Raw genomic sequence first — 24,827 nt, forward strand, 5'->3', positions numbered from 1 at the left:
TCAATCTATTCAAAATAGGGAATAGTTGACCTTTGGGCTTTGGAAGTGTTTTGAGATTCTGACCGGACCGATGTGTATTTTCGGTTTTTCTTGGATAAAATCTCTTCCGGGCCTGAAATGTCATAGCGCATTTGGGTTGAAGCTTGGCCTTCCCACTACTCTATGTTAATCCCTGAATCGTCCTGGGATTGGGGGAGGACGAAGCGCTACCCAAGCGGTCGTGAAATAGAAACCGGACAGTAACGTGTATGACTTGGAGTAACAGGACGATACAGGGAAGAAGTCTGATTGTGTTCGCGCTGGCGGTGCAATTTGCTTCGATGACAGTGTCGCCTGCATTGGCGTTCGAGATTTTTGGTGTCCGGCTTTGGGGCAAGGACAAGACGGATGATGCCGATGCTGTCATCTCCGATCCCAAGCATTATTCAGTAAATGTAGAAGCGACAGGCAGTCGGAAGAATGCCGACGGCAGTGATGCAGATGTGAAATCTGTGATTGAGGGCGCTTCTGGCCTCGTTTCAGACGAGGATAAGCCCGCTTCGGGTTCTGCCGGGCTTTTAGCCAAGGCACGTGGCGACTACCGTCGCATTCTGTCAGCGCTATATGGCGAAGGCCGCTATGGCGGCACGATTTCTATCAAGGTTGATGGACACGAAGCCAGTGACATTCCCGTAGATGCGGATATTCCCGATAATGCCAAGATCGATATTTCCGTCGATCCGGGGCCGCAGTTTTTGTTCTCGCGCACAGCTATTTCCAATATTGCTCCACCGCCTGTCGACAAGCGCGATAAAGTGCCGTCGCCTGAAGAAGCAGGTTTTGCTCCGGGAAAGGTTGCACGTTCCGGCACGATCCTAAAAGCGGAACGTCTTGCGGTTGAAGCGTGGCGTCAGCAAGGCTATGCGAAAGCCAAGGTGACTGGCGAAGATATCGTCGCCGATCATGATGGAAACACGCTTGCAGCCGATGTATCGCTCGATCCGGGCCGCAAGGCGCATTATGGCCCTGTAAGTGTGGTCGGGACTGCGCGTATGGACCCGCAATTCATCGCTTGGATGACAGGATTGGAGCCGGGGCAGGAATATGACCCGGATGACATAGAGAAGGCGAAAAAGCGCCTTGGACGCATGGAAGTTTTCCGTGCAATGAATTTTGAAGAAGCCGAGAAGATCGAGCCCGATGGCAGTCTGCCAATGACGCTCAATGTTCAGGAGCGCAAACCGCGCCGGTTTGGTTTTGGTGCCGAATATTCGACGCTCGATGGCTTTGGTGTGACCGGATACTGGATGCATCGCAACCTGTTCGGCAGAGGCGAACGTCTGCGCTTTGATGCCAAGATCAGCGGTGTCGGCGGATCGCAGGACAACTCGTTTAATCCTGCCAACTTCACATATATGATCGGCACAAGCTTCACGAAGCCGGGCGTTTATACGCCGGACACGGATTTCGTCGCAGCTCTCGATGCAAAGCGTGAAGTACTCGACGCCTATACTGAAACATCGATTAACGCGAAGACCGGCTTTACGCAGATTTTCAGCGATGAACTCTCCGGCGCGCTTTACGCCAAGGCGAGCCACGGCCGCTTCGAAGACGATTATTTCGGAACACGTGAATTCACGACCGGCGGGCTTGAAGGTAATCTTCTTTATGATGGCCGCAACAACAAGCCAGATCCAAGCTCCGGCGTTTATCTCGAAGGCAATATTCAGCCGTTCTACGAATTCCAGCGCGGCAATTTCGCGACCCGTTTCACGGCTGAAGGCCGTGCTTATTACGGTTTCGGCGCGACAAACCGTGTGATTCTTGCAGGCCGCGTGAAGGTTGGCTCTATCGTTGGCGCGGAGATTGAAGATCTCCCACCTAACCAGCTCTTCCTCGCGGGCGGCGGCGGCTCCATCCGTGGCTATTCCTATCGTGGTGTCGGTGTTGAAACATCGACCGGCGATATCATTGGTGGCCGCTCACTGGTCGAGGCATCGGGCGAAGTGCGCACACGCGTCACCGATTCCATCGGCGTGGTGGGCTTCGTCGATGCGGGCTATGTGGGCGAGCAGTCCTATCCTGATTTTTCGGAAGAAATGCGTATCGGTGCGGGCTTGGGTCTGCGCTATCTGACGGGGCTTGGACCTATCCGTCTTGACGTAGCACTTCCACTTAACCGCCGCTCGGGCGATCCGAGCTATGCATTCTACGTAGGCATAGGACAGGCGTTTTGACCAGATTTATTGCACTCTTAGCCTTCATTCTCTTTGCCATTCCTGTGGTCGCGCAAGAGCAGGCGGAAGAAGAAAAGTCGTATTTCATTTCCTTCGTGGAGAGCAAACTTTCCGCGCCAAACCGCCGTATCGAGTTTTCAGGCTTAAGTGGTCTTCTGTCGTCTGAAGCAAGTGTTGGCGCGATCACCATTGCCGACCGCGAAGGTGTGTGGCTGCGTATCGAGAATGCCAAGCTCAACTGGAGCCGTACAGCACTGTTCACCGGTCGTCTGAGTATTCAGTCACTGGTGGCCGAACGTATCGACATCATCCGCAAACCATTGCCGGACAACAGCCTGCCATCGCCTGAATCTTCGAGTTTCAGCCTGCCGGAGCTGCCGCTGTCGGTCAATATCGATAGCCTTGATGTAGCTCACCTACATTTTGGTCAGGATATTTTCGGGCTGCAATCGGAAGTATCGCTCAACGGCAATCTTTCGCTTGCCGACGGGTCGCTGAATTCCGTGTTTGATATCAAGCGTCTTGATGGGCCGGGCGGCAATTTTGCGCTCAGCGCTGCTTATGCCAATGCCGATCAGAAGCTTGATCTTGATCTCAAAGTCACAGAGCCTGCCAATGGCATTGTCGCCAATGTGCTCAATATCGATGGACACCCGCCGGTCGATCTCACTCTGACGGGCAAGGGAACACTTGACGATCTCAAGATTGATTTGGCACTTGATACCAATGGCAACCGTACGCTGACAGGTGGCTTCACACTGGTACGTCAGGCCGATGGCCGCGTTTTTGCAACCCGTGTCGATGGTCCGATCGCGGTTCTGGTTCCTCCGGTATTTCGCGACTTCTTTGGCGCTGAAACGGCCCTTTCCGCGAATGGTCTGCTGAAAGATGGCGGCGGTTTCCGCCTTGACGATCTGGCGCTGACAACCGCTGCATTGAAGGTGAAGGCCTCTGCAGAATCGGGCAGCGACGGTTTTCTGAACAAGCTGCGCGTTGATGCGAACATTCAGGATGACAGCAAGGGTCAGGTTCTCCTGCCGGTGAAGGGTGGTGAGACAACCATCAACAATGCAGCGCTACAGATTTCCTACGGCGACCGCCCGACCAATGACTGGACCGGAAAGCTCGCGATTGCCGGATTCAAGAATGCGACTGTTTCTGCGTCAAGCATCGCGCTCGATATGGGTGGCGTCGCTGAAAATCTCGGCGACATCGCAAATCGTCATGTCACCTTCAATGTGAACGGCGGCATCAGCGGTATCAATGCAACAGATGCAAAAGTTGCTGAAGCGCTGGGCGAAAAAATCGATCTGACGATTGCGGGTGGCTGGCGTGCCGGTACTGCTGTCGAACTCGCAAAGGCCAGCATTGAAGGCAACGGCTTGAGCCTTGAGCTTCAGGGCAATATTGCTGACTTTGCATTCAATGGCGATATTCTCGCCAAGGTCGCAAGCCTTGCGCCTTATGGGGCACTGGCGGATCGCAATCTGGCAGGTAGCATCGACGTAAAAGCAACTGGCACGGTCAGCCCCGTCAGCGGTGCCTTCCAGCTTGATCTAGATGGAACCGCGCAGAACATGCGTACAGGCACGGAAGCGGTCGATAATATTCTCGACGGCAATGTCGATCTGAGCGGGGCGCTGGGACGTAGCGCACAGGGGTTTTCCGCGCGCAATTTCCGCATCGGCAATGAGCTGAGCGAAATCACAGCCAATGGCTCTTTTGCATCCGATAAGGCTGATTTCGATTTTGGCGTCATGCTGTCTGATCTCAAGCTTCTGTCTAACAAAGCTTCCGGTCGCATGACGATCAAGGGGAGCGCGCGTGGTGATGACAAACTGATCGCCTTGGCTCTTCGTGCCGATGCACCACAGGGAACACTTGCTGATCGTAAGCTTGCCGACGGTGCTCTGGATTTCAACGCGCTTCTGGATGGCAATGCAACGACAGGCGCATCGCTTTCAGGCAAGCTCGCAGGCAGCGCATTCCTCAATGGCGAGAAGATTGATCTTGGATCGCTGATCGATATCGTCAATGACGAGAAGCGTCTGACCAACCTCGTATTTAATGCAGGCGGCGCGCATCTTTCAGGCAATGTCACGCAGAATGCCAAAGGCCTGCTGGCTGGTCAGCTTAATGTGGATGCGCCGGATATTTCGACGGCAGCAGCCCTTTTCCTTGCCGATGCAACGGGCGCTGCCAATGCTGACATCACACTTGATGCGACTGGCGAGCGACAGAATGCAACTGTAAACGCCAAGGCCAATGGGCTGAAGATCAACGGTAACCATATTGCGTCTGCCGACATCGCACTCACCGCACAAGACCTGTTCGGCGTGCCGGTTGTCGATGGTGCGGCGAGTGCACGCGATATTCTGGTTGGCACTTTCGGTATCGATAATTTCAATGCCAAGGCCAATGCGACAGGAACAAAGACCGACTTTACTGCCAGCACCAAACTTAAGATTGGTACGGTTGCGAATGCTGCCGGTTCGCTGGAGCCGAAGGATGGCGGCTTTGAACTCGGACTGACATCAGCCGATGTGAAACAGGGCACACTGTCAGCAACGCTTGCCGCGCCTGCAACGATTGCCATGAAGGGCAGCGACATTTCGTTTGGCGATATCATCGTCAATACAGGTGACGGACAGGTCAAGGTCAATGGCGCGATCGGAGAACGTTTCGATCTTTCGGTAGCCCTTTCCAATCTGCCGCTGGCACTTGCCAATACCTTCAAGCCGGAGCTTGGCCTCGGCGGTACGATCAATGGTACGGCCCGCGTCACAGGTACGCGTGAAAAGCCGAATGCGACTTTTGATATTGCTGCGCGCGGTGTGACTGCGGCTGAGCTGAAAAAACAGGGCATCGCACCGCTCAATGCGGATGCAAAGGGCAGCTCCGACAACAATCGTCTGAATGTCGATGCCCATGTCACCGGTGGTGGTGGCATTGATGTGACTGCGAAGGGTGGTGTTCCGCTCGGGCAGGGCGATATGGCGGTCGATATCAATCTCGCCAATCTGCCACTGACTGTTCTCAACGGTGCGGTTAAGGGACAGGACCTTGCCGGCAATGTCACGGGTACAGCGCGTGTCACCGGACCTTTGACCAATCCTGCTGCAAGCTTCAATCTGCGTGGCACAGGACTGGCGGCAAAGCCTCTGCGCGATAATGGTCTTGCACCTTTGAGCCTGCAGGCTGCTGGTAACTATGCGGCCAAGGCAGTCGATATTTCCTCGCTGACCGTCGACGGTCCGCAGGGTCTGAATGTCACGGCCAATGGCAAGGTGCCATTCTCGGGGCAGGGACTTGGTGTTAATGTCTCAGGCAGCTTGCCTCTGGCGCTCGCCAATCGCTTCCTTGCGGATCGCGGTGCGCAGGCAAGCGGTACGCTTTCGCTGACAGCAAATGTTTCGGGTGGCTTTGATAAGCCACAGCTACGCGGCATGTTCTCGACTTCGGGCGCGCAGTTCATCGACCCTGAAACCAATGTTCGCCTCAACAATATCAATATCATGGGCGCAATGGAGGGGGAAACTATTACTCTCCGTCAGGTCAATGCCGCTTTTGGCAGCGGCGGTGCGATTTCTGCGACCGGCACAATTTCGACCAACGCAGCGGCCAATTTCCCCGCCAATATCGATATCAAGCTGGACCGTGCGCGCTATGCTGACGGCAAGCTGGTGGTGGCAACCGTCAATGGCGGCATTTCGATCACCGGCCCGCTGATGCGCGATCCGCTGATTTCAGGCCGTATCGATGTGGATCGTGCCGAGATTACGGTTCCGGAAAATCTGGGCGGCGGAGCATCTTACGTTCCTGTTCGCCATATCAATACGCCAAAGAATGTTCAGGCAACACTTGATCGTGCCAAGGTAGAAACGCGCCGCAGCAGGGTGCCGACACCAACCGCGCGTCCAACAGTTCCGCGTCTCGATGTTGTTGTGAATGCGCCGAACCAGATCTTTGTGCGCGGTCGTGGCCTCGATACGGAATTGGGTGGGCGCGTAAGGCTTACAGGTCCGGTGACCGGCATCCAACCGGTGGGGTCGTTCGACCTGATCCGCGGCCGCATCGGCATCCTTGGCCAGCGCATTACCTTTGATGAAGGCCATGTAACGCTGGTGGGTGATCTCAATCCGCAGCTCAACTTCGTTGCGCGCAGCGAAGGCGGCGATATTACGGCGATTGTGACGGTTACCGGCACGGTTGATAATCTCAATATCGTCTTCTCGTCCTCGCCGGAACTGCCACAGGATGAAGTGCTTGCGCATCTGATCTTCAAGCGTTCGATTGGTGAGTTGTCGGCCTTCCAGATTGCACAGCTTGCAGCCGCTGCAGCCGAACTTGCCGGTGGTTCCAACAATTCGCTGATGGGCAAACTGCGTCAGGGAACGGGCCTTGATGATATTGATGTGGTGACCGACAGCAACGGCGAAACCGCTGTGCGTGCCGGTCGATATATTCGCGATAATATCTATCTCGGTGTAGAAGCCGGCTCCGGCGGTTCAACCAAGGGTACCGTCAATCTCGACATTTCCCGAAACCTCAAGGTGAAGGGTGCTCTGGGCTCGGAGGGTGATTCCAGTGGCGGTATTTTCTACGAAAAAGACTACTGAACGATCAGCAAAGCCTGATCAAAAAGGCCGGGTCGATACCCGGTCTTTATTTTATCGATGTCTCAGTAACCATTTTTCTTAACGTTTGCGCGAGTGATTTAACGCTTCCTCAACCATAAGGACGCAAATTGTCGGAACGATAAAAGGGCATTTTGCCGATTGTTTCGAGTTGGGCGATTTGTATGTCTAAGTTGAATGAGAAATTAAGCCGCCGTCATTTTCTGCTGGGCACTGGCGCTGCCATGCTTGGCGGTGTCGCAGGTTGTTCGCAAACCATGGACATGTCGGCGTTCCAGATGAACATCGATCCGATGTCGACGGGCGGCATTACACCGATGCGTCCGCAAATCAGCGTCGACAAGAACATCACGACGCCGGATGTCATGTATGCTTCGGTGCAGGAAGGGCCCTATGCTCTCCCGGCTATTCCATATCAGAAAGTGCCGAAAGAATTTCGTCGCCAGATCGTGCCGGATCCGACAGGCGAAGCGCCGGGAACAATTGTGGTCAGCACGAAGGACCATTTCCTATACTACGTGCTCCCGGGTGGTGAAGCGCTGCGTTATGGCGTCGGTATCGGCAAGGCCGGTTTCGAATGGCAGGGCCGCGCCAATGTCCAGTATAAGAAGCAATGGCCGCGCTGGACACCTCCGCCGGAAATGATCCAGCGCAGGCCAGATTTGGAAAAATACCGCAATGGTCAGGAGCCAGGTCCGCAAAACCCGCTCGGCGCGCGTGCACTTTATATCTTCCAGAATGGCAGCGACACGGGCTACCGCATCCATGGATCGCCGGAATGGTGGTCGATTGGCCAGTCGATGTCGTCTGGCTGTATCCGCCTGATGAATCAGGACATCATCGATCTCTATAATCGTGTTCAGGGCAAGGCACCGATCATCGTTGGATGATCGGTGTTTCATCCCGCAAAAGAACCAGAGCGCGCGCATTCAGGAAATGCGCGCGCTCTAAAGTTTTCCGGGCTGACTGGAGGTCGTATTGCCCGGCTATTCGGGTACTCCGTTCGCGACGGTTATTCGTAACGACCAGTCTTGGCAGCCGTGTCGGCAAAAGCGACGAGGCGCGAAAGCTCAATTTTCATGCTGTCGACCGATGCATGGAGTGTTTGTGATTTGGGTGCAGTCATATCCTGCGCCATCTGGGTGGATATCGCTGGCATGGCAAAGGCTGCTGTCGTCAGAGCAATGGCTGCAACAAAGCCGAGGCGTCGTTCGGTTCTGGCTTGCATTTTGTTCTCCTCGCGCCGCAATTAGCGGTCTAAATCAAAGTGGTTTCCTACGCAGCGTTCCTGAAATCAGTGAAAGGTCGCGCGACGGGTTATGTTCAAAGCAATGTCGATGGCATGTATCGGTATTGGCAACAAAGTCTGTCCGAAATCGGCCAATGTGTCGGCAAAATTGCGGGCTGCATCTGCCACATCGTCGCAACGCCGTTTGCAGGCGATTGCCTCAAGGCAGGTATCGAGCAGTAATCCATCCTGATTCTGGAGACCTGAAATCAGGCCCAGCGTGAGACACTCCTCTCGGCACACATGGTGCGAGTCGAATGGAAAAGCTCTCAACTGGCAGCTCGCACAATGGCGCAGGACACGAATGAACTGAGAAAGTTCTGCGATTGCACGCTTTGCTTCAGAGGCTCCGAGCACTTCCGAATAGAGGCCCCAGGTCATTTCCCAGGGAATGATCGATCCGGTTTCAAAACCGGCAGTCCAGCGGCGATAACCTTCAAGCACCAGCTTTTCCGGCAGGCGATCATAATAGCCCACGCTGTTGGTGCCGTTCAGTTCCGAAATACGCATATTCATGTTCGCCTCCATTCAGAGGTGCGAACAAATGCGCAGCTTTGCTGCTTATGCTTCGCGAGGCGTTCTGTTTCCCCTCGCGCATTGCAATATCCGGTCGGCAAAAGATGAAGTTGCCATGGCAATCCATCCACATTTGCGGACCGGCATTCACTGAGACCGATCATCGGGTCCTCCAATCGAAAGGGTTCAAGGCCCAGACATCAAAGGTTGCACAAAATAACTCTCGCGCATAAAAGCTGCAAATTGATCTGGAGTCAATTACTCAGCTTTTAAAAAGGTGAATTATTTCAATAGTGTAGAATTATTCTAGACTATTACATTCATGTTTATAGCAATAAACGAAGAACGCAACCGCTACAACGGGGTAGCGGTTGCGGCAAACGGGCGCATAAAGCACGGAGAGAGGCGCATTACCGCCCTGTGCTCTTTAAATCAATGTTTTGAATGATCGTCGGACTTGCCGCTCTGTGGCGTCACCGGAAATTCGAGATCAACCTTGCCAGATTTTTCGAATTCAAGCGTCGCTGAAACCTTGTCGCCTTCCTTGTAAGGCTGGTCTGGCTGAATGAACATCAGGTGATAGCCGCCTGATTTCAGCTCCACGGTTTCGCCTGCCGGAATATCCAGCCCGCCGTCGAGCTTGCGCATCTTCATGATCTGATTTTCCATGCTCATCTCATGGATTTCAACGCGCTTGACGCCAGTGGTGCTGACGCCGATCAGCTTGTCGGCCTCTTTGCCGTCGTTCTTGATAGTGAGGAAACCACCAGCAACCTTTGCACCGGGAACCATGGCGCGGATTGATGGGCCGCTGATGCTGAGATCGCCGACCTTGGTTGGGGCCATAACATGATCGCTCTGGCTTCCATGATCACCATGACCACCGTGGCCCGCATGCTCATCGGTGCCAGACGCAGTCATCACGCGAAGCTGTGGTGCCGGATGTTCCAGATCATGAGGGTTCTGGCCTTCGGCTGCAATTTCCGTCCAGGCCACGGAATCATCGGTTCCGCAGAACTGCGTGACCGGGAAAGACAATGTTGTGTCCTTGTCGAATTTCGCAAGCTGGCCAATCACGACGAACTCGTCGTAAAAGTCGCTTGGCAGCTCGCCTTCGCTCCATGTGACCTGCTTGACGCCGGAGGTCACATCCTTGCCGTGGATCTTGTAGCTCTGCGCATAATCGCCTTTGGCGGTTTCAACTTTCCAGCCCGCTTTTGGCTGCGGCTGTGCTGAAACAAAACCTTCGGGCAGTTCAATCTTTACGGCTGTTGTGGCCTTGCCCTCGCAACCGTGCGGAATGCGAACGATTGCTTTATAAAAGCCGCCAGCCTTGGCTTCGCTCTGTTCAAGCGATGAATGTGCGTTGGCCAGACCTGCGGAAGCCAAAAGAGCGAAAATCGAAATGGCGGATGCGAAAGAACGGGAATTTTTCATTTTAATGAACCTGAATAGTCATGTGTTCGGGCGCAGCTCAATTTCAAGCGCGCGTTGAAAGACTGATTTCAGGCGAAGGGTGGCGCTTGCGGTGGCGCTGATGGCGGATAGATGTCGCGCCAGAGAACTGGCTGAGAAGGGACCACAGCATGTGCCAGTGCTACATTCGGTGCAGCCCCACTGGAGGCAGTCGGGGCAGGGCAAAGAAAGGCCGATGAAATGCGACAGGCATCGCAAATATTGCTGTTATGCAAATGCTGATCGCGATCATGGCCGTCCTTATCGACTGCATGATCGGTGATACAGAGCACGGGATAGCTGCCATCAGGCAGAACATATTCTGCAAGCAACAATTCTTCAGGGGAGGCAAGGACAACCGGCTTGTGCGCAAAAGCGACGAGCATCAGCGCCAGTACGCTTAGCAAACGTACTGCCAGCATCACCCGCAAATGTGTCGCACCGGTCTTCAACTCTCAGCTTCTCCTTCGTGCCGAGCTTTAACTAATTCATCCCGACCTTCTTTGCCAAGCGTCAAATAGAAGCTGACTTCTTTAGGAACGGAACAGGCGAGATGTCCCGCCTGTTCCTCAGCTCCTTACTGATACCGGCCGCCGCGCTGAATGACTTCGATCTTGTAACCATCCGGGTCTTCCACGAAAAAGAAACGAGCGACCAGTACATCACCATTCCTGAAGTCCACGAGCTTGCCGACATGGAAGTCCAGTTCTGTGAAACGGGCATGTTCCGCATCAAGATCGTTGACCACGAAAGCCAGATGGCCATAGCCATCGCCGAGATTGTAGGCTTCTGTGCGCCCTTTGTTGATAGTCAACTCGACCTCGAAGTCGGCTTCTTCATTGCGCAGATAGACAAGCGTAAAGCTTTCGAAATCGATGCGCTCGGCGATCTTCAGACCAAAAGCCTGATCATAGAAGGAAACGGACTTTCCCTCATCAAGAACGCGTATCATCGTGTGGATGGCTTTGGCCATTATGTCACCTGTCTCTCAAAAACTCTTTGCTTGGTTCTATTGGCCTTTTGGCTAAAACTGGATTATCTCAAGACATGCAAAGCGGGCAAGCTCAATGCGTGTTGCAGATGAGGCTTGCAGCAGACGAGGTTGGAATAATGTCAGGCGTAACGCGTGAACAGGTTCTGGAGCGGCTGAAGGCCGTGACAGGGCCAGATTTCGAAAGCGATGTCGTGTCGCTCGGTCTGGTGTCGGATATTTTCATTGCCGACGGTAAGGTCTTCTTTTCCATTACGGTTCCGGCTGATCGCGCAAATGCGCTTGAGCCGATGCGATTGGCTGCGGAAAAAGCGGTCAAGGAAATTCCCGGCGTGTCCGGTGCGCTGGTCACGCTGACGGCGGAAAAAAAGGGTGGTCGCACAAGCGATGATGCGCCACCTCCGCCTAAACCTCAGCCACGCCCGGCTCCAGCGCCAGAGCAGCATCGTCATCCACCACAGCCGCGCCCGGCAGCTAAGCCTGGTATTCCCGGTGTAGGTGCGATTATTGCTGTCGCATCCGGTAAGGGAGGTGTGGGCAAGTCTACGACTGCCGTCAATCTGGCACTCGGAATGGCTGCGAATGGGCTCAAGGTCGGCATTCTCGATGCCGATATTTATGGCCCGTCTATGCCGCGCCTGCTTGGTCTTTCTGGTCGTCCGGAAACTGTCGAAGGCCGCATTTTGAAGCCAATGGAAAACTACGGCATCAAGGTGATGTCGATGGGCTTCATGGTGGATGAAGATACGCCGATGATCTGGCGTGGCCCGATGGTCATGTCGGCACTGACACAGATGTTGCGCGAGGTCGCATGGGGCAATCTCGACGTTCTGGTTGTTGATATGCCTCCCGGCACGGGTGACGCGCAGCTCACCATGGCGCAGCAGGTACCGCTGGCCGGTGCCGTCGTTGTTTCAACGCCGCAGGATCTGGCGCTGATCGATGCACGCAAGGGGCTGGCCATGTTCCGCAAGGTTGATGTGCCTCTTTTGGGCATTGTCGAGAATATGAGCTATTTCATCGCGCCTGATACCGGTGCACGCTACGATATTTTCGGCCATGGCGGCGCACGTAAGGAAGCGGAACGTCTCAATGTGCCGTTCCTTGGCGAAGTACCGCTTCATATGGATGTGCGCGCGCATTCCGATAACGGCACACCGATTACCGTCGTGGAGCCTGACAGCGAACATGCGAAAATCTATCGCGATATTGCTGCCAAGGTTTGGGATAACATGAAGACAGGCAAGGGGGCCGGAAAACCCGCTCCGGCAATTGTTTTTGAATAATAAAAAGGGCCCTTTCGGGCCCTTTTTATTATGTGATCACGCTCGGCTCTGTTCGTCCGCTGCGCTTTTTCACCTCAGCAATTTGCTCGGCAGCATCAATCAGCGTTGCTAGAGTTTCCTGCGTATCGAGATTATGCTTGGCTGTATCTGCTTCATAGCGCTCGATATAAATGCGAATGGTCGCGCCTGATGTACCAGTGCCTGAAAGACGTAACACCACGCGTGCTCCGCCTTCGAAATAGATACGGATGCCCTGATGTTCGCTCACCGAATGATCGATTGGATCATGATAGGCAAAATCATCAGCCTTTTCAATTTTAAGACCATTGACGCTTGTGCCCGGCAGGCTTGCAAGCTTGCCGCGCAGATCAGCAACCAGTGTCTTCGCAATGTCGGAATCAACGGCTTCATAATCGTGGCGGGTGTAATAGTTGCGGCCAAAGCGCGCCCAATGTTCCTCGACAATATCCTTCACGCTTTCCTTGCGCACGGCCAGAATGTTGAGCCAGAGCAGAACCGCCCACAGCCCGTCCTTTTCACGCACATGATCTGAGCCGGTGCCGGAGCTTTCCTCGCCGCAGATTGTAACCTTGCCATGATCGAGCAGGTTGCCGAAGAACTTCCAGCCGGTCGGTGTTTCATAGATGCCGATGCCAAGCTTTTCCGCAACGCGGTCGGCTGCGGCACTGGTCGGCATCGAACGGGCGATGCCCTTGATGCCGTCCTTATAGCCCGGTGCCAGATGCGCATTGGCGGCAAGCATAGCGAGCGAATCGGAAGGGGTCACAAAAATGCCACGCCCGATGATGAGATTGCGGTCGCCATCACCATCCGATGCCGCACCGAAATCCGGCGCATTATCCGACATCAGCAGATCGTATAGCTCTTTGGCATAGACGAGATTCGGATCTGGATGATGCCCGCCAAAATCTGGCAGTGGTACGAAGTTCATCACGCTGCCTTCCGGTGCACCAAGGCGACGTTCGAAAATTTCCTTGGCGTAAGGGCCGGTCACGGCATGCATGGCGTCGAATTTCAGTGCAAACCCGCCTTTGATCATGGCGCGGATCGCGTCAAAATCGAACAGGCTTTCCATCAGTTCGGCATAGTCAGTGACCGGGTCAAAGACCACGATTTCTGTCTCGCCGATCTTGGCACTCCCGACCTTATCAATATCGACATCAGCAACCTCGACGATCTTGTACTGATCAATCATCTTCGAGCGTGCAAAGATCGCCTCGGTGATCTTTTCCGGAGCCGGGCCACCATTGCCGATATTGTATTTGATGCCGAAATCTTCGGTCGGACCACCGGGATTGTGGCTGGCTGAAAGAATGAGGCCGCCAAAAGCCTTGTATTTGCGGATCATGTTGGATGCGGCAGGGGTCGAAAGAATGCCACCCTGACCAACCATGATGCGACCAAAGCCATTGGCAGCGGCGATCTTGATCACTTTCTGGATCACTTCGCGATTGTAAAAGCGACCATCGCCGCCCACCACAAGGGTCTTGCCTGCAAATCCTTCCAGAACATCGAAAACCGACTGGATGAAGTTTTCGGCATAATTGGGCTGCTGGAAAACCGGCACTTTCTTGCGCAGACCCGAGGTGCCGGGCTGCTGATCCTGAAAGGGCGTGGTGGCAACTGTTTTGACAGTCATAATTTTCCCATTCGATTCAATAATTTGAATTAGCAAGTGATCAGTATTTGCGGTCATTGCAAGACAAGATAGATCAAACTTATTGTTTGAAAATAACAAACTGTGTGCTGTTTTACAGAAACATTTATAATTTTCGATTGAGGCTCCATTTCATGACACGTTGCCAGGTTGAAAGTCTGCCTGCAGAAATTCTTGCGCGGCTTTCAAATAAAGAAGACCGTCTGATCGTTGCGATTGCAGGACCTCCCGGCGCAGGCAAATCAACCATTTCGGAATATCTGCGGGACGCGATCAATAAAGGTGGTGCGGGGCCTGCCGTTGTTGTGCCCATGGATGGGTTTCATCTCGACAATGCGATCCTTGACGAGCGTGGGCTACGCAGCCGCAAAGGCTCGCCGCCGACCTTTGATTGTGCGGGCTTTGCAGCGCTGCTGGAGCGTTTGAAAGATGCATCAGAAGATATTGTCATTCCTGCCTTTGATCGCACGCTGGATCTGGCGCGTGCTGGTGCCGCAATCGTACGTGCCAACCATCAAATTTTGCTGGTTGAAGGCAATTACCTTCTGCTCGATCAGGAACCCTGGACAGGTCTTGCATCATTCTTTGATATGACGATCTTTCTGGACGTGCCTTTTGTGGAGCTGGAGCGTCGTCTCATCCAGCGTTGGCTTGATCATGGACACACACAAGATGCCGCGCGTGAGCGCGCACTTTCCAACGATATTCCGAATGCCGAGCTCGTGGTTTCGACGTCACGAAATGCAAACTACGTTGTCATAACGGCATAAACCATGACGGAAAATTGCACGTCCAAGACTTGCAGCAGGTGATTCCTGCCTGCATGATGTGAAACAGCAGTTACATTCTGACGGGATCAGCCTTTCATGACAAATTATGTTTTCGCGCCCTCTCCGCAGCCATTCGTGCCGGTTAAGGGAACAGAAGCGCGTTTTCCCGTGCATCGCATTTATTGTGTCGGACAGAATTATGCAGATCACGCTATCGAAATGGGCGGCGATCCAACGCGTAACCCGCCTTTTTTCTTCCAGAAAAACCCCGACAACCTTGTGATTGATGGTGGGGATTTTCCGTACCCGCCAAAGACTGAAGACGTGCATCACGAGATCGAGTTGGTTGTCGCGCTCAAGACAGGCGGCAGCGATATCCCGGTCGAGACAGCGCTTGATCACGTCTATGGCTATGCGGTTGGTATCGATATGACGCGGCGCGATTTACAGGCTGTGGCTAAAAAGGCCGGCCGTCCGTGGGAAGTAGCGAAAGCTTTCGAACATTCGGCACCTTGCTCGGCCATCGTACCAGTGTCTGAAATCGGCCATCCACAATCTGCGGCAATTGCGTTGAAAATCAATGGGGAGCAGCGTCAGGCGGGTGATCTCAATCAGATGATCTGGAAAGTACCGGAAACCATCGCGTATCTTTCATCTCTCTTTGTTCTGCAGCCCGGTGATCTCATCTATACCGGCACACCGGCTGGCGTGGGAGCTGTTAAGCGGGGAGATCTGCTGCAGGGGAATGTGGATGGCGTCGGCACGATTTCGGTGAAAGTTGCCTGACGAAATCCTGTCCGGAAATGGCCGGAAACAGCCAGAAAAAGCCAGAAAAGATTGCGTATAGAGAAGCTTTCGAAGGAGGAATGATGAGCACTTATCTTCCCGTTGACATACATGACGCTCTTGAGCGCTTTATCAACGAAAAGCATCCCGGTCTGAACCAGACCGAGGCCATCATCCATATTTTGCGTAAATCACTCGTGCAGCAAGGATACCTTGCAGCACCGTCAGAACATGGTACACCGCCTGAAGATTTGAACGCCACGAATGACGATTGAATATGAATAAGATCCCACCCGAGGGAGCTGGCCATAAGGCTGCTCTCGGTCGCCGCCTTCTGCTTTTGACGATATTGGCGATTTTGCTGACATGCGCGCTCGTCTGGATGAGCATTTATCTGTTCGATCCCGATGGTGGTCTTGGTCTGGACGATCTTGGAATTTTTGCGCATGAATTCAATGCGTTAGATACGATTCTGCCACGAATTTTGTGAGGCCTCAGGGCGTTCTGTTACCGATTGAAATATTCATTTTGACGCGCCCGTGACGTTCTGGGCTTTCGCTTTGCGTATTTTGCATGGTAGATGACAGTTATCGATTGAAAGAATATTGACTGAACCGGGCCGCAAAACGGACCCGCTCAAGCCAAGAGGGTCTTATGGCATTCGAGGACATCAAGGCGGAAATTGCTCTGCTGTTTGAGCAGATGGTGAACCAGCCGCAGGACGTTCATGAGATTCGCGAAACAGTTCGCGAGAAGCTCAATGCGCTCAAAGCAACGGGTATGCCTCTGCCAGCCGATCTGGTTGAACTCGAAAAACGTATCGAACAAGATTTCGATTCCTAAGGATCAATCGGACATGCGTTTTCAGGTTACTTCCAGAGCATTTTCCCTTCCGGTCTTTAAAGGCGTTCTTCTCCTTGGTTGCGCCGTCGCTTTGAGCGCGTGCAACACGACCAATGACGGCAAGCCTGTAAAAACAGCACTGATCACACCAAGCGGCGCTTCAACGACAACCACCGAGGCTGCAACAACAGCAACGGGCGACGCAGCAAATCCTGCTGTTGGCGCCACCGCAGTTGCGGATGCCGCTACCGGAACGGGAACCGTCGCATCGCTGGAAAACCCGGTACTTCCATCGGTTGTGCCAATTCCGGGTGTCCGTGGACAATCCGAGCCTATGCTGGCCTTTGCTGGCGCACAGGCAGCGGCTTCGCCTGCGTCTCTTGCTACCAACATGGCTTTTGAAACACCAGACCATGCACCGAATGGTCTTGATGATCTCATCACCAAATATTCGGTTGCCTATGATGTGCCGGAGCGCCTTGTGCGCCGGGTCGTGCATCGCGAAAGCCGGTTCAATCCGGGTGCCCGCAACGGACCCTATTGGGGTCTGATGCAGATCAGCCATCCGACTGCGCGTGGTATGGGCTACAAGGGTAACGCCAAGGGTCTTCTCGATGCCGAGACAAACCTGAAATATGCTGTCCGCTATCTGTCTGGCGCTTACAAGGTTGCAGGCGGTGATGAAAGCCAGGCGGTTCGCTATTATGCCCGCGGCTATTATTATGATGCCAAGCGCAAGGGACTGCTGGAGGAGACGGGTCTCGACGGCAGCTGGAAGCACAGTGGTCCGACACGTGACGCAGCTGCAATCTCGGCAGAACCGGCGACCTTGCCAGAAGGTGCTGCAGCGCCGCTTCCCGGCGTCGCTCCCATTCAGGCGTCCTACGCACCGGCAGCACAGTAAACTTCATATCAACCAACTGTCATCTTGACGCTGCAAAGCGATGCCAGTTTGCTGGCCTGATATGAAGATGTGAGTGCGCGTGATGGATGTAAGACTACCGTATCCAATCAAATGGAAATATGACAGAGCCGAGCTTTGGGCAGATGGTGTTGTCCATGTGCTGGGCGTGGCACTTGCATTTGCAGGTGCTATCGCGATGCTCATTTACTTCTTGCCGAACATGTCGGCCACCACGTCAATCTCATCGGGTGTCTATCTCGCGAGCTTGCTTGCCGCACTTGGAATTTCTGCAGTTTATAATATCTGGCCTGTATCTCCCACCAAATGGTTTCTGCGACGCTTCGATCATTCGGCGATCTATCTGCTGATCGCTGGAACTTATACGCCCTTTGCGGTGCATATGGGCGATCGTGCCGTGCCGCTGCTTCTCTTCGTCTGGAGCGTGGCTTTCGTCGGCATTATGCTGAAACTGTTCATGCCGGGGCGTTTCGACCGGCTGTCGATCCTGCTTTATCTGGCGCTCGGCTGGAGTGGCGTCATGGTCTACGACACCATGGTGCAGTCGCTACCGCCAGCCGTTTTCTGGCTGATTGCAGCCGGTGGCATGGTTTATTCGCTAGGTGTGATCTTCCATGTCTGGGAGCGCCTGCGATTTCAGAATGCCATCTGGCACGGCTTTGTCGTGGTGGGCGCGGCACTGCATTATTGTGCGGTGTTTTTCGTCGGGACGTAAGGCTAATGAAAGTCGCGTGAGTTCGGCATGATTTTTACATTCCGCGGATGATGCGCTGTCTGGGAGGGAGCGACGAGGCGCTGCGCTTCGCGTCCGCTCATTTCGATCAACGCTGCCGAACGATCCTGCAGCTTTGACGCCACCAGATGCACGACCCCTTCGGGGCTGCGCTGGATGCGGCCTTCGATATGGATCAGCCGTGCGCCCATCACTTCGCGGCGAAACGCCTTCATGATCTTCGACCAGACGACAATATTGGCGATGCCGGTTTCATCCTCAATGGTGAGGAACACCACGCCCTTGGCGCTGCCGGGGCGCTGGCGCACGGTGACGATGCCCGCCACTTTCATGCGGCGTCCGTCGGCACCTTCCTGCACCGCACGACAGGTTGAAACGCCTTCCGCTGCCAGCCCCTCGCGCAGATATTGCAGCGGATGCCCTTTCAGCGAGAGCCGCGTCGTCTCGTAATCGGCAATCACATGCTCGGAGGCGGCCATTTCAGGAAGCTTTGTGCGCGGTTCCTCCGCCAGTTCACTGGTTGCGGCGGCGCGGAACAGCGGCAGCGTTTCGTCATTGGGCAGACGGCGCACGGCCCACAGTGCGGCACGGCGGTCGATGTCAAGCGAGCCGAAGGCATCGGCATCGGCCAGAAGTGTGAAGGCGCGCCGGTCGAGCCGGAGACGCCGATGCATGTCCTCGATGGTGCGGTAAGGCTCCTGCCGGTCGGCAATCAGGAGTTCGGTGTCCCGTTCGGAAAAACCGTCGATCTGGCGGAAGCCGAGCCGGAGCGCTGGTCGAATATCGAGCGTATCCTCCAGAATATTGTCGCCCAAAGTATTGTCCCAATGGCTGAAGTTCACATCGACGGGCAGCACCGTCACGCCATGCTCGCGGGCATCGCGTACGATCTGGGCGGGCGCATAAAAACCCATGGGCTGGGAATTCAGAAGTGCGGCGGCGAACACTTCCGGGTGGTGGCACTTGATCCACGCGGAAATATAGACCAGATGCGCAAAGCTTGCTGCGTGACTTTCGGGAAAGCCATATTCGCCGAACCCCTTGATCTGGTTGAAGCAGTTTTCGGCAAAGGTCCGGTCGTAGCCACGATTGACCATGCCTTCGATCATCTTTGTCTCCATCGTATGAATGGTGCCCATCTTGCGGAAAGTGGCCATGGCGCGGCGCAACTGGTTGGCCTCATCCGGTGTGAATTTTGCAGCCTCCATGGCAATACGCATCGCCTGTTCCTGAAACAGCGGCACGCCCTTGGTCTTGCCGAGAATCTGCAGCAACTCGTCGGGCGGCCCGTACTCCGGCGCTGGCGATGGCAAGGTGCAGGGTTCCTCATTGTTTCGCCGCCGCAGATAGGGATGGACCATGTCACCCTGAATGGGACCGGGCCGCACGATGGCGACCTCGATGACGAGATCATAGAACTCACGCGGGCGCAGGCGTGGCAGCATGTTCATCTGGGCGCGGCTTTCCACTTGAAACACGCCGAGCGAATCCCCCTTGCACAACATGTCGTAGACGGCTTCATCTTCACGGGGCAGATTGGCCAGCGTCAGCTTTTCGCCGCCATAAAGCTGCGGCTTGTGCTGGTGAATGAGGTCGAAAGCCTTGCGGATGCAGGTGAGCATGCCGAGCGACAGCACATCGACCTTCATCAATCCCACCTCGTCGATATCGTCCTTGTCCCATTCGATGAAGGAGCGCTTGTCCATTGCTGCCGGGCCGATGGGCACGGTCTCGTCCAGACGGTCGCGGGTGAGCACGAAACCGCCGACATGCTGCGACAGGTGGCGCGGAAAGCCGATCAGCGTGATGGCCAGTTCCACCGCGCGTCGGATGATGGGATTGTCGGGGTCGAGACCCGCCTGTCTGATATGCTGCTTGTCGATGCCGCCGCCGGATATGCCCCAGACCGTATTGGCGAGCGCTGCCGTCACGTCTTCGGTGAGACCCAGCGCCTTGCCGACATCGCGGATCGCACTGCGGGACCGATAGCTGATGACGGTTGCGACAATGGCCGCACGATCTCTGGAATAGCGCTTATAGACATATTGCATCACCTCTTCGCGCCGCTCATGCTCGAAATCGACGTCGATATCCGGTGGCTCCTTTCGCTCCACCGAAAGAAAGCGCTCGAACAGGAGATCGACCTGTGTCGGGTCCACACCGGTGACGCCAAGGCAGAAGCAGACGACGGAATTGGCCGCCGAACCACGCCCCTGACACAGAATGCCTTCTCCGCGGGCATAGCTCACAATGTCATAGACGGTGAGGAAATAGGCCGCATATTGCAGCTTTTCGATCAGCGCCAGTTCCTTGTGGATCAGCGCCTGTACTTTCGGCGGGATGCTGTCCGCACCGTAATGACGGGCAGCACCTTCCCAGGTGAGATCATGCAGATGCTGTTGCGGCGTCTTGCCGGGCGGCACCGGTTCGTCGGGATAATCATATTTCAGCTCATCAAGCTGGAAGGTGATGGGCGCGACGAAATCAGCGGTTGCTTCGACGGCCTCAGCGTAATCGCGGAACAGTCGCAGCATTTCCTTCGGTGGTTTCAGGTGGCGTTCGGCATTCTTTTCGAGAAGCCGTCCGGCTGCGAAAACAGTCGTGTGGTGGCGGGTTGCCGTCAGCACATCCTGAAGCGCGCGGCGGTCGGGATGATGATAAAGAACGTCATTGGTGGCGAGCAGCGGCACATTGGCTTCGGCTGCAAACTGGGCGATGCGTTCGGCCCGGCGTCCGTCATGGCCCTGATGCGGCATGGCAAGCGCCAGCCAGACGGAGCCGGGGGCAGCTTGTGCAATCTCGGTCAGGCGCGCGGCAAAATCCGGCCTGTCGTCTTCAGGCGGAAAGACCGCGATCTGGAACTGCCGGGCGCGAAACAGCAGGTCACTCCATTCGAGGTGGCATTCGCCCTTGATGGCGGCGCGTACCTTGCCCTCCGTCAGCAGGCGGCACAATTGCCCATAGGCCGGACGATCGCGCGGATAGACGACCATATCCGGCGTGCCGTCAGTAAAGGACAGGCGGCAGCCGATGAAAAGCCGGAAATCGCTCTTGTCGCGAAAATCCTTCCATGCCGCATGTGCCCGCACCACACCGGCCAGCGTGTTGCGGTCGGCAATGCCGATACCGGACAGGCCAAGCTCATGCGCACGCGCTACCAGTTCCTGCGGATGTGAAGCGCCGCAAAGGAAGGAAAAATTGCTGGCAGCAGCCATTTCGAAATAAGGAGCCATCACGCAAACAGTCCATGCAGAAACCAGCGCGGATGATTGGCACCGTCATAAAGGCCTTCGCGGAAAATCCAGAAGCGCTGGCCGTTCTCGTCTTCCACCCGGTAATAATCGCGCAGCTCCGGAACCGCGTGACCGATTGCGATCCACCATTCCGGTTCGATCCTTTCCGGTCCTTCGGCAAGGCGCACATGATGGCGCACCCGCCGCCACAGGAAAAACGAAGGCGGACTGTCGGGCACTTCCGCCACGCTTTCGATCAACTGCGGCGGGCGAAACAGTTTTATGGGGCGCGCAGGCGGATCACCGGGAAGCATTGGTGCACTCTCATAATCGGCTTCGCCCTTGCCATCCGTGTGCAGGGCAGGGCGCAGGCCGAAGGCCCGTTCAGGAATATGCGTGTTGCGCGAAAAGGAGACGAGAACGCGGTTCTGTCCAAGCCGCGCCGAAAGCCGGTCGACAAGCTGGCCGAACCCGGCCTCATCTTCCTCATGCTGGTCGAGCCCTGTCTGGCGCTGGGCGATTGCCGCACTGCGCAGCGCTGCCAGCCGGATCATGTCGAAGCCGAAACCGGCATCGAGCGGGTCGGTCAAGGCGTTGAGCCTTTCACGCGCAAGGCGCAGGAAAACCTTGTCGCTGCGCAAGGGCTGGCCGGTTTCGATGTGGATATGACGCACTTCGCCATCGACACGGAAGAAGGAGGCCTCAATCAGAAGCGCGCCTTTTCCCTCCGGTTCAAGCTGCGCAAAAAGTTCCTGCGCCAGTTCTTGCAAGATGCGTTCGACCAGTTCCATTGCGGTAACCGGCTCTGACAGGCGGCGCTCGACGGCACTGAGCGGCATGATGCGCAAGGGGGAAATCGGCGCGCGCTCGCGCCGCGCCAGCCGGTCGAGCCTGGTGGCAAGATCGGTGCCGAAGCGGGCGGTGAGTGCGGCGCGCGGAAGCCCCATCACATCGCCGATGCGTTTCAATCCGGCGCGCTTGAGGCCGGTTTCGGCAGATTGCGTCAGTTCAAGCGCGGAGAGCGGCAGGCGGGGAAGCAGCCGGTCGGCCTCTGCCCTGCTGAAGACACCGCCCTTCGTTCCCCGTGCCAGAAGTCGCGCGGCAAAACTGTTATCGGCAACCGCCGCCTGTACGCCAAGCCCGGCCCGTTCCAGACGCCGGATTGCATCGGCACGCATGGCGTCGAGCCCGCCAAAAAGATGCGCGCAGCCGGTTATGTCGAGCATTAGCCCATGCGGCTCATCGAAGGCGACAAGCGGCGTGTAACGTTCGCACCAATGGGCAAGACGCTTGAGCAATGCCGCATCGTGCTCGAGTGCTGCCGCTGCCACTTCTAGCTTTTCCACGCGGGCGCGTGCATCCGTCAGCGCCATGCCGGGAAAAAGGCCAAGCTTTACCGCTCCGGCATCCACCGCCGTCAGGCGCAGCGCATTGGCCGTACGCTCGGTCACAACCAAAGGCAGATGCGGTTTGCCGTCAGGCGGAGTGCTGCTGCGAAGCCGGTCGGTCGGCAGAAACGGAAACCAGAGGGCGAGAAACAGACGTTCTGCCATCCCGTTCTCTTGCATCAAATTCAAGGGTTTCATTGTTCCATTCCATGATCCATTGCTCGCATGTGCCGTGGCGATTGCGCTCCAAAACCGCCGAAAAGACCGGCTTGCCGGGTGCGTTTGCTCCACTTGAACGGGACGGCGCGGGCGCCACCCGCCAGCGGCTGACGGCAGCGCTTTGCACGCCTGTCCGGTGGCTCCGGAGCAGGATGACGGGCAGCTGCGCGGTTTCGGTTGCCAGAAAGAGACGACGCGAAGCGGTCAGGTCGAGGCATTTCGGTTGGCCTGTCACCGAGGCGACAACACCGGAAACAAGATGCGAGGCCTTGCCGCCGCTTCCGGCTTCCAGCGCATCGTTTGCCGCCTTCAGCACATCCTGTGCCGTGGGGCAGCGCACGATCAGAAGTCGCGACGGATCGATCCCGAAGGCATGAAGTCCCGGCGGATAAAGCCCGCCATATTCACTTGCAGCGCTTTCTTCCTCGATCCAGATAATCGGGCGACGAGGCTCTATGGCGCATTCTGCGGCGCGGGCGGCAAAGGCGAGCGCAAAGCCGGTCGCGGCCATATGCGCGCCGGGGTTTTCGGCAAAAACCTCATGCAGCGCGTCGCCTGCAAGGCCATGCGGAAAGGCGGCATCCGCCCCGGCAAGGCCGAGCGTGAAACTGCGCGCCCGCCCGAAGCCCGTTTGCCCCTGATTTGCAAAACTGCCTTGCGGATCGTTGCCTTCAATGGTCGTAACCATGCGCCGCAGCGCCGCGATGTCGATGCCGCTCACGTCTAGATTCCATCTTTTTGTTCTCTATATGTTCTAGTATTGAATCGAGTGAGGCAAGAGTCAAGCGGGATCAGAAATCAGTCCAGTGGACTGATTTCCTTGTGTAGGCGTTTCACACTTTTTGGGATGCGCTCTATCATCGCGATAGCGGTTTTGGATTAGGCGGCTTCCCTGAAAGGCACGCCTGCCAGTTGCGCCAGATGGCCGGGAAGGTCGGTGCCTGCACCAGCCGCATTGATCGTGTCGAAATAATCATGCCAGCCGGTGGCGGTGATTCCGGCAATCAGCATGTCGAGAGCTGCTTCATCCGGGAAACGCCAGATGGCGAAGAAGCTCTGGTCGGGTGCAAAAGGCTTTGTCGCGTCGACGGGACCTAATGCCAAGGCCTCGATACCGAGCGCGGCAAGCCCGCCCATACCCGCGCCGACTTTCTCAAAGAAGGCCTGCCTGCCTTCAGCATCAAGCCCGTGCCAGCTCGATTTCGGGGAATAAAGCTCGGCGAGGTAATAGGTCATGTCATATCCCTTAGGGTTTCATTGATCTTGAAAGAGCGACCGGCATCGGTGCGGCTCCAGATGCGGCGCAGCAAGGTGCTGAGAAGCTGCTGTTCGCCTGACGAGAGATCGCTCATCAGGCTTGCAATCCATGCGGTATGTTGTTCGAAAAGCTGTTGCGCCAGCAGCATCCCTTCGGATGTCAGCCGGACAGTCAGCTTGCGGCGGTCCTCGCTATCCGCGTGACGCTTGAGGAAACCATCACGCTCCAGCCCGTCCAGCAGGCCGGTGATGGTGGCGCGCGTGACACCTGCGCGTTCTGAAAGCTCGTGCGGCGAGAGGCCGTCAGCTGCATTGTGCAGCAGAAACAGCAGGACGAATTTGCCCTCCGAAAGCTTGTGCGGTGCAAGCCGGTTGGCGCAATCACGGTCAATGGCCGCAGCAAGCGACAAGACTTCAAAGCAGGTTTTCAGCGCGTCGGTGGACGGGCTGTGACGGCGTTCCATTTCGCCCAGAAGGGCGTGGTGCTTTTGCTCGATTATTTCCATACGGTGACTTATAGTATGGCGCCATACTAAATGCAAGTGACTTTGATTGCTTGAGCAGGAACAGTGGAGAGCTTGATCGATAGGTATATACGGTTTATATATG

22 protein-coding genes are annotated in these 24,827 nt (G+C 55.7%); 11 read left to right on the forward strand and 11 right to left on the reverse strand.

Translation table 11 applies throughout. The features are described 5' to 3' along the window. Positions 1-248: 248 nt before the first annotated feature. The 3 genes from C9380_RS01175 (at position 249) to C9380_RS01185 (ending at position 7,743) form a co-directional block, all read left to right on the forward strand. Entirely contained in the window at positions 249-2,216 is a 1,968-nt protein-coding gene (locus C9380_RS01175) for an autotransporter assembly complex protein TamA (RefSeq protein WP_282440520.1), read from the forward strand. Next, entirely contained in the window at positions 2,213-6,835 is a 4,623-nt protein-coding gene (locus C9380_RS01180) for a translocation/assembly module TamB domain-containing protein (protein ID WP_128092826.1), read from the forward strand. The genes C9380_RS01175 and C9380_RS01180 overlap by 4 nt, the downstream gene beginning before the upstream one ends. Before the next feature lie 182 nt (positions 6,836-7,017). Further along, a complete protein-coding gene (locus C9380_RS01185; protein WP_024898269.1) occupies positions 7,018-7,743 on the forward strand; it encodes a L,D-transpeptidase in 726 nt (241 codons plus the stop codon). 122 nt (positions 7,744-7,865) lie between these two features. On the opposite strand, the gene C9380_RS01190 is transcribed toward C9380_RS01185, so the two are convergent. From C9380_RS01190 to C9380_RS01210, 5 genes are all read right to left on the reverse strand, one after another. Then, a complete protein-coding gene (locus tag C9380_RS01190) occupies positions 7,866-8,081 on the reverse strand; it encodes a hypothetical protein (RefSeq protein ID WP_024898268.1) in 216 nt (71 codons plus the stop codon). A gap of 66 nt (positions 8,082-8,147) precedes the next feature. Continuing rightward, complete coding sequence (locus C9380_RS01195) at positions 8,148-8,657, reverse strand: hypothetical protein (RefSeq protein WP_024898267.1); 510 nt, start codon at positions 8,655-8,657, stop codon at positions 8,148-8,150. A gap of 432 nt (positions 8,658-9,089) precedes the next feature. Continuing rightward, complete coding sequence (locus C9380_RS01200) at positions 9,090-10,094, reverse strand: DUF1775 domain-containing protein (RefSeq protein WP_128092827.1); 1,005 nt, start codon at positions 10,092-10,094, stop codon at positions 9,090-9,092. 68 nt (positions 10,095-10,162) lie between these two features. Then, positions 10,163-10,564 carry a hypothetical protein gene (locus C9380_RS01205; protein WP_024898265.1) on the reverse strand — a complete coding sequence of 134 codons (402 nt, stop codon included), beginning with the start codon at positions 10,562-10,564 and terminating at the stop codon, positions 10,163-10,165. 125 nt (positions 10,565-10,689) lie between these two features. Next, on the reverse strand, positions 10,690-11,085 hold the full coding sequence (locus C9380_RS01210) for a VOC family protein (RefSeq protein ID WP_128092828.1): 396 nt from the start codon (positions 11,083-11,085) through the stop codon (positions 10,690-10,692). Between the two features lie 137 nt (positions 11,086-11,222). On the opposite strand from C9380_RS01210, the gene apbC reads away from it, so the two are divergent. Then, on the forward strand, positions 11,223-12,389 hold the full coding sequence (apbC, locus tag C9380_RS01215; protein WP_128092829.1) for an iron-sulfur cluster carrier protein ApbC: 1,167 nt from the start codon (positions 11,223-11,225) through the stop codon (positions 12,387-12,389). Positions 12,390-12,417: 28 nt separating this feature from the next. On the opposite strand, the gene C9380_RS01220 is transcribed toward apbC, so the two are convergent. Beyond that, on the reverse strand, positions 12,418-14,049 hold the full coding sequence (locus tag C9380_RS01220; RefSeq protein ID WP_111785693.1) for an alpha-D-glucose phosphate-specific phosphoglucomutase: 1,632 nt from the start codon (positions 14,047-14,049) through the stop codon (positions 12,418-12,420). Between the two features lie 152 nt (positions 14,050-14,201). Between C9380_RS01220 and C9380_RS01225 the strand changes: the two genes are divergently transcribed. The 7 genes from C9380_RS01225 to trhA all read left to right on the forward strand — a co-directional run bounded on the left by C9380_RS01225 (position 14,202) and on the right by trhA (position 18,103). Further along, complete coding sequence (locus tag C9380_RS01225; RefSeq protein WP_024898261.1) at positions 14,202-14,837, forward strand: nucleoside/nucleotide kinase family protein; 636 nt, start codon at positions 14,202-14,204, stop codon at positions 14,835-14,837. Between the two features lie 96 nt (positions 14,838-14,933). Then, positions 14,934-15,623 carry a fumarylacetoacetate hydrolase family protein gene (locus C9380_RS01230; protein ID WP_128092830.1) on the forward strand — a complete coding sequence of 230 codons (690 nt, stop codon included), beginning with the start codon at positions 14,934-14,936 and terminating at the stop codon, positions 15,621-15,623. Positions 15,624-15,706: 83 nt separating this feature from the next. After that, the gene (locus C9380_RS01235) at positions 15,707-15,898 is read left to right on the forward strand and encodes a hypothetical protein (RefSeq protein ID WP_024898259.1); all 192 of its coding nucleotides are present in this window, start codon (positions 15,707-15,709) and stop codon (positions 15,896-15,898) included. A 2-nt stretch (positions 15,899-15,900) separates the two neighbouring features. Then, on the forward strand, positions 15,901-16,113 hold the full coding sequence (locus C9380_RS01240) for a hypothetical protein (RefSeq protein ID WP_128092831.1): 213 nt from the start codon (positions 15,901-15,903) through the stop codon (positions 16,111-16,113). 164 nt (positions 16,114-16,277) lie between these two features. Continuing rightward, positions 16,278-16,466 carry a hypothetical protein gene (locus C9380_RS01245; RefSeq protein ID WP_024898257.1) on the forward strand — a complete coding sequence of 63 codons (189 nt, stop codon included), beginning with the start codon at positions 16,278-16,280 and terminating at the stop codon, positions 16,464-16,466. 13 nt (positions 16,467-16,479) lie between these two features. Next, positions 16,480-17,370 carry a lytic transglycosylase domain-containing protein gene (locus tag C9380_RS01250; RefSeq protein WP_128092832.1) on the forward strand — a complete coding sequence of 297 codons (891 nt, stop codon included), beginning with the start codon at positions 16,480-16,482 and terminating at the stop codon, positions 17,368-17,370. Between the two features lie 82 nt (positions 17,371-17,452). Next, entirely contained in the window at positions 17,453-18,103 is a 651-nt protein-coding gene (gene trhA, locus C9380_RS01255) for a PAQR family membrane homeostasis protein TrhA (RefSeq protein WP_128092833.1), read from the forward strand. Between the two features lie 2 nt (positions 18,104-18,105). Here trhA and C9380_RS01260 read toward each other — a convergent pair whose 3' ends face one another. From C9380_RS01260 to C9380_RS01280, 5 genes are all read right to left on the reverse strand, one after another. Beyond that, positions 18,106-21,354 (reverse strand): error-prone DNA polymerase, encoded by a 3,249-nt coding sequence (locus tag C9380_RS01260; RefSeq protein ID WP_128092834.1) that lies wholly within the window; start codon positions 21,352-21,354, stop codon positions 18,106-18,108. Then, positions 21,354-22,895 carry a Y-family DNA polymerase gene (locus tag C9380_RS01265; RefSeq protein ID WP_128093614.1) on the reverse strand — a complete coding sequence of 514 codons (1,542 nt, stop codon included), beginning with the start codon at positions 22,893-22,895 and terminating at the stop codon, positions 21,354-21,356. Before C9380_RS01265 ends, C9380_RS01260 begins: the two co-directional genes overlap by 1 nt. Further along, positions 22,831-23,682, reverse strand: coding sequence for an ImuA family protein (locus C9380_RS01270; protein ID WP_128092835.1), 852 nt, complete (start codon positions 23,680-23,682; stop codon positions 22,831-22,833). Before C9380_RS01270 ends, C9380_RS01265 begins: the two co-directional genes overlap by 65 nt. Before the next feature lie 158 nt (positions 23,683-23,840). Next, positions 23,841-24,197 (reverse strand): DUF6616 family protein, encoded by a 357-nt coding sequence (locus tag C9380_RS01275; protein ID WP_128092836.1) that lies wholly within the window; start codon positions 24,195-24,197, stop codon positions 23,841-23,843. Next, entirely contained in the window at positions 24,194-24,724 is a 531-nt protein-coding gene (locus C9380_RS01280; RefSeq protein ID WP_111785696.1) for a MarR family winged helix-turn-helix transcriptional regulator, read from the reverse strand. Before C9380_RS01280 ends, C9380_RS01275 begins: the two co-directional genes overlap by 4 nt. Positions 24,725-24,827 lie beyond the last annotated feature (103 nt).

The sequence above is a fragment of the Brucella pituitosa genome (genome assembly GCF_003049685.1).
GTDB classification, from domain to species: Bacteria; Pseudomonadota; Alphaproteobacteria; order Rhizobiales; family Rhizobiaceae; genus Brucella; species Brucella pituitosa.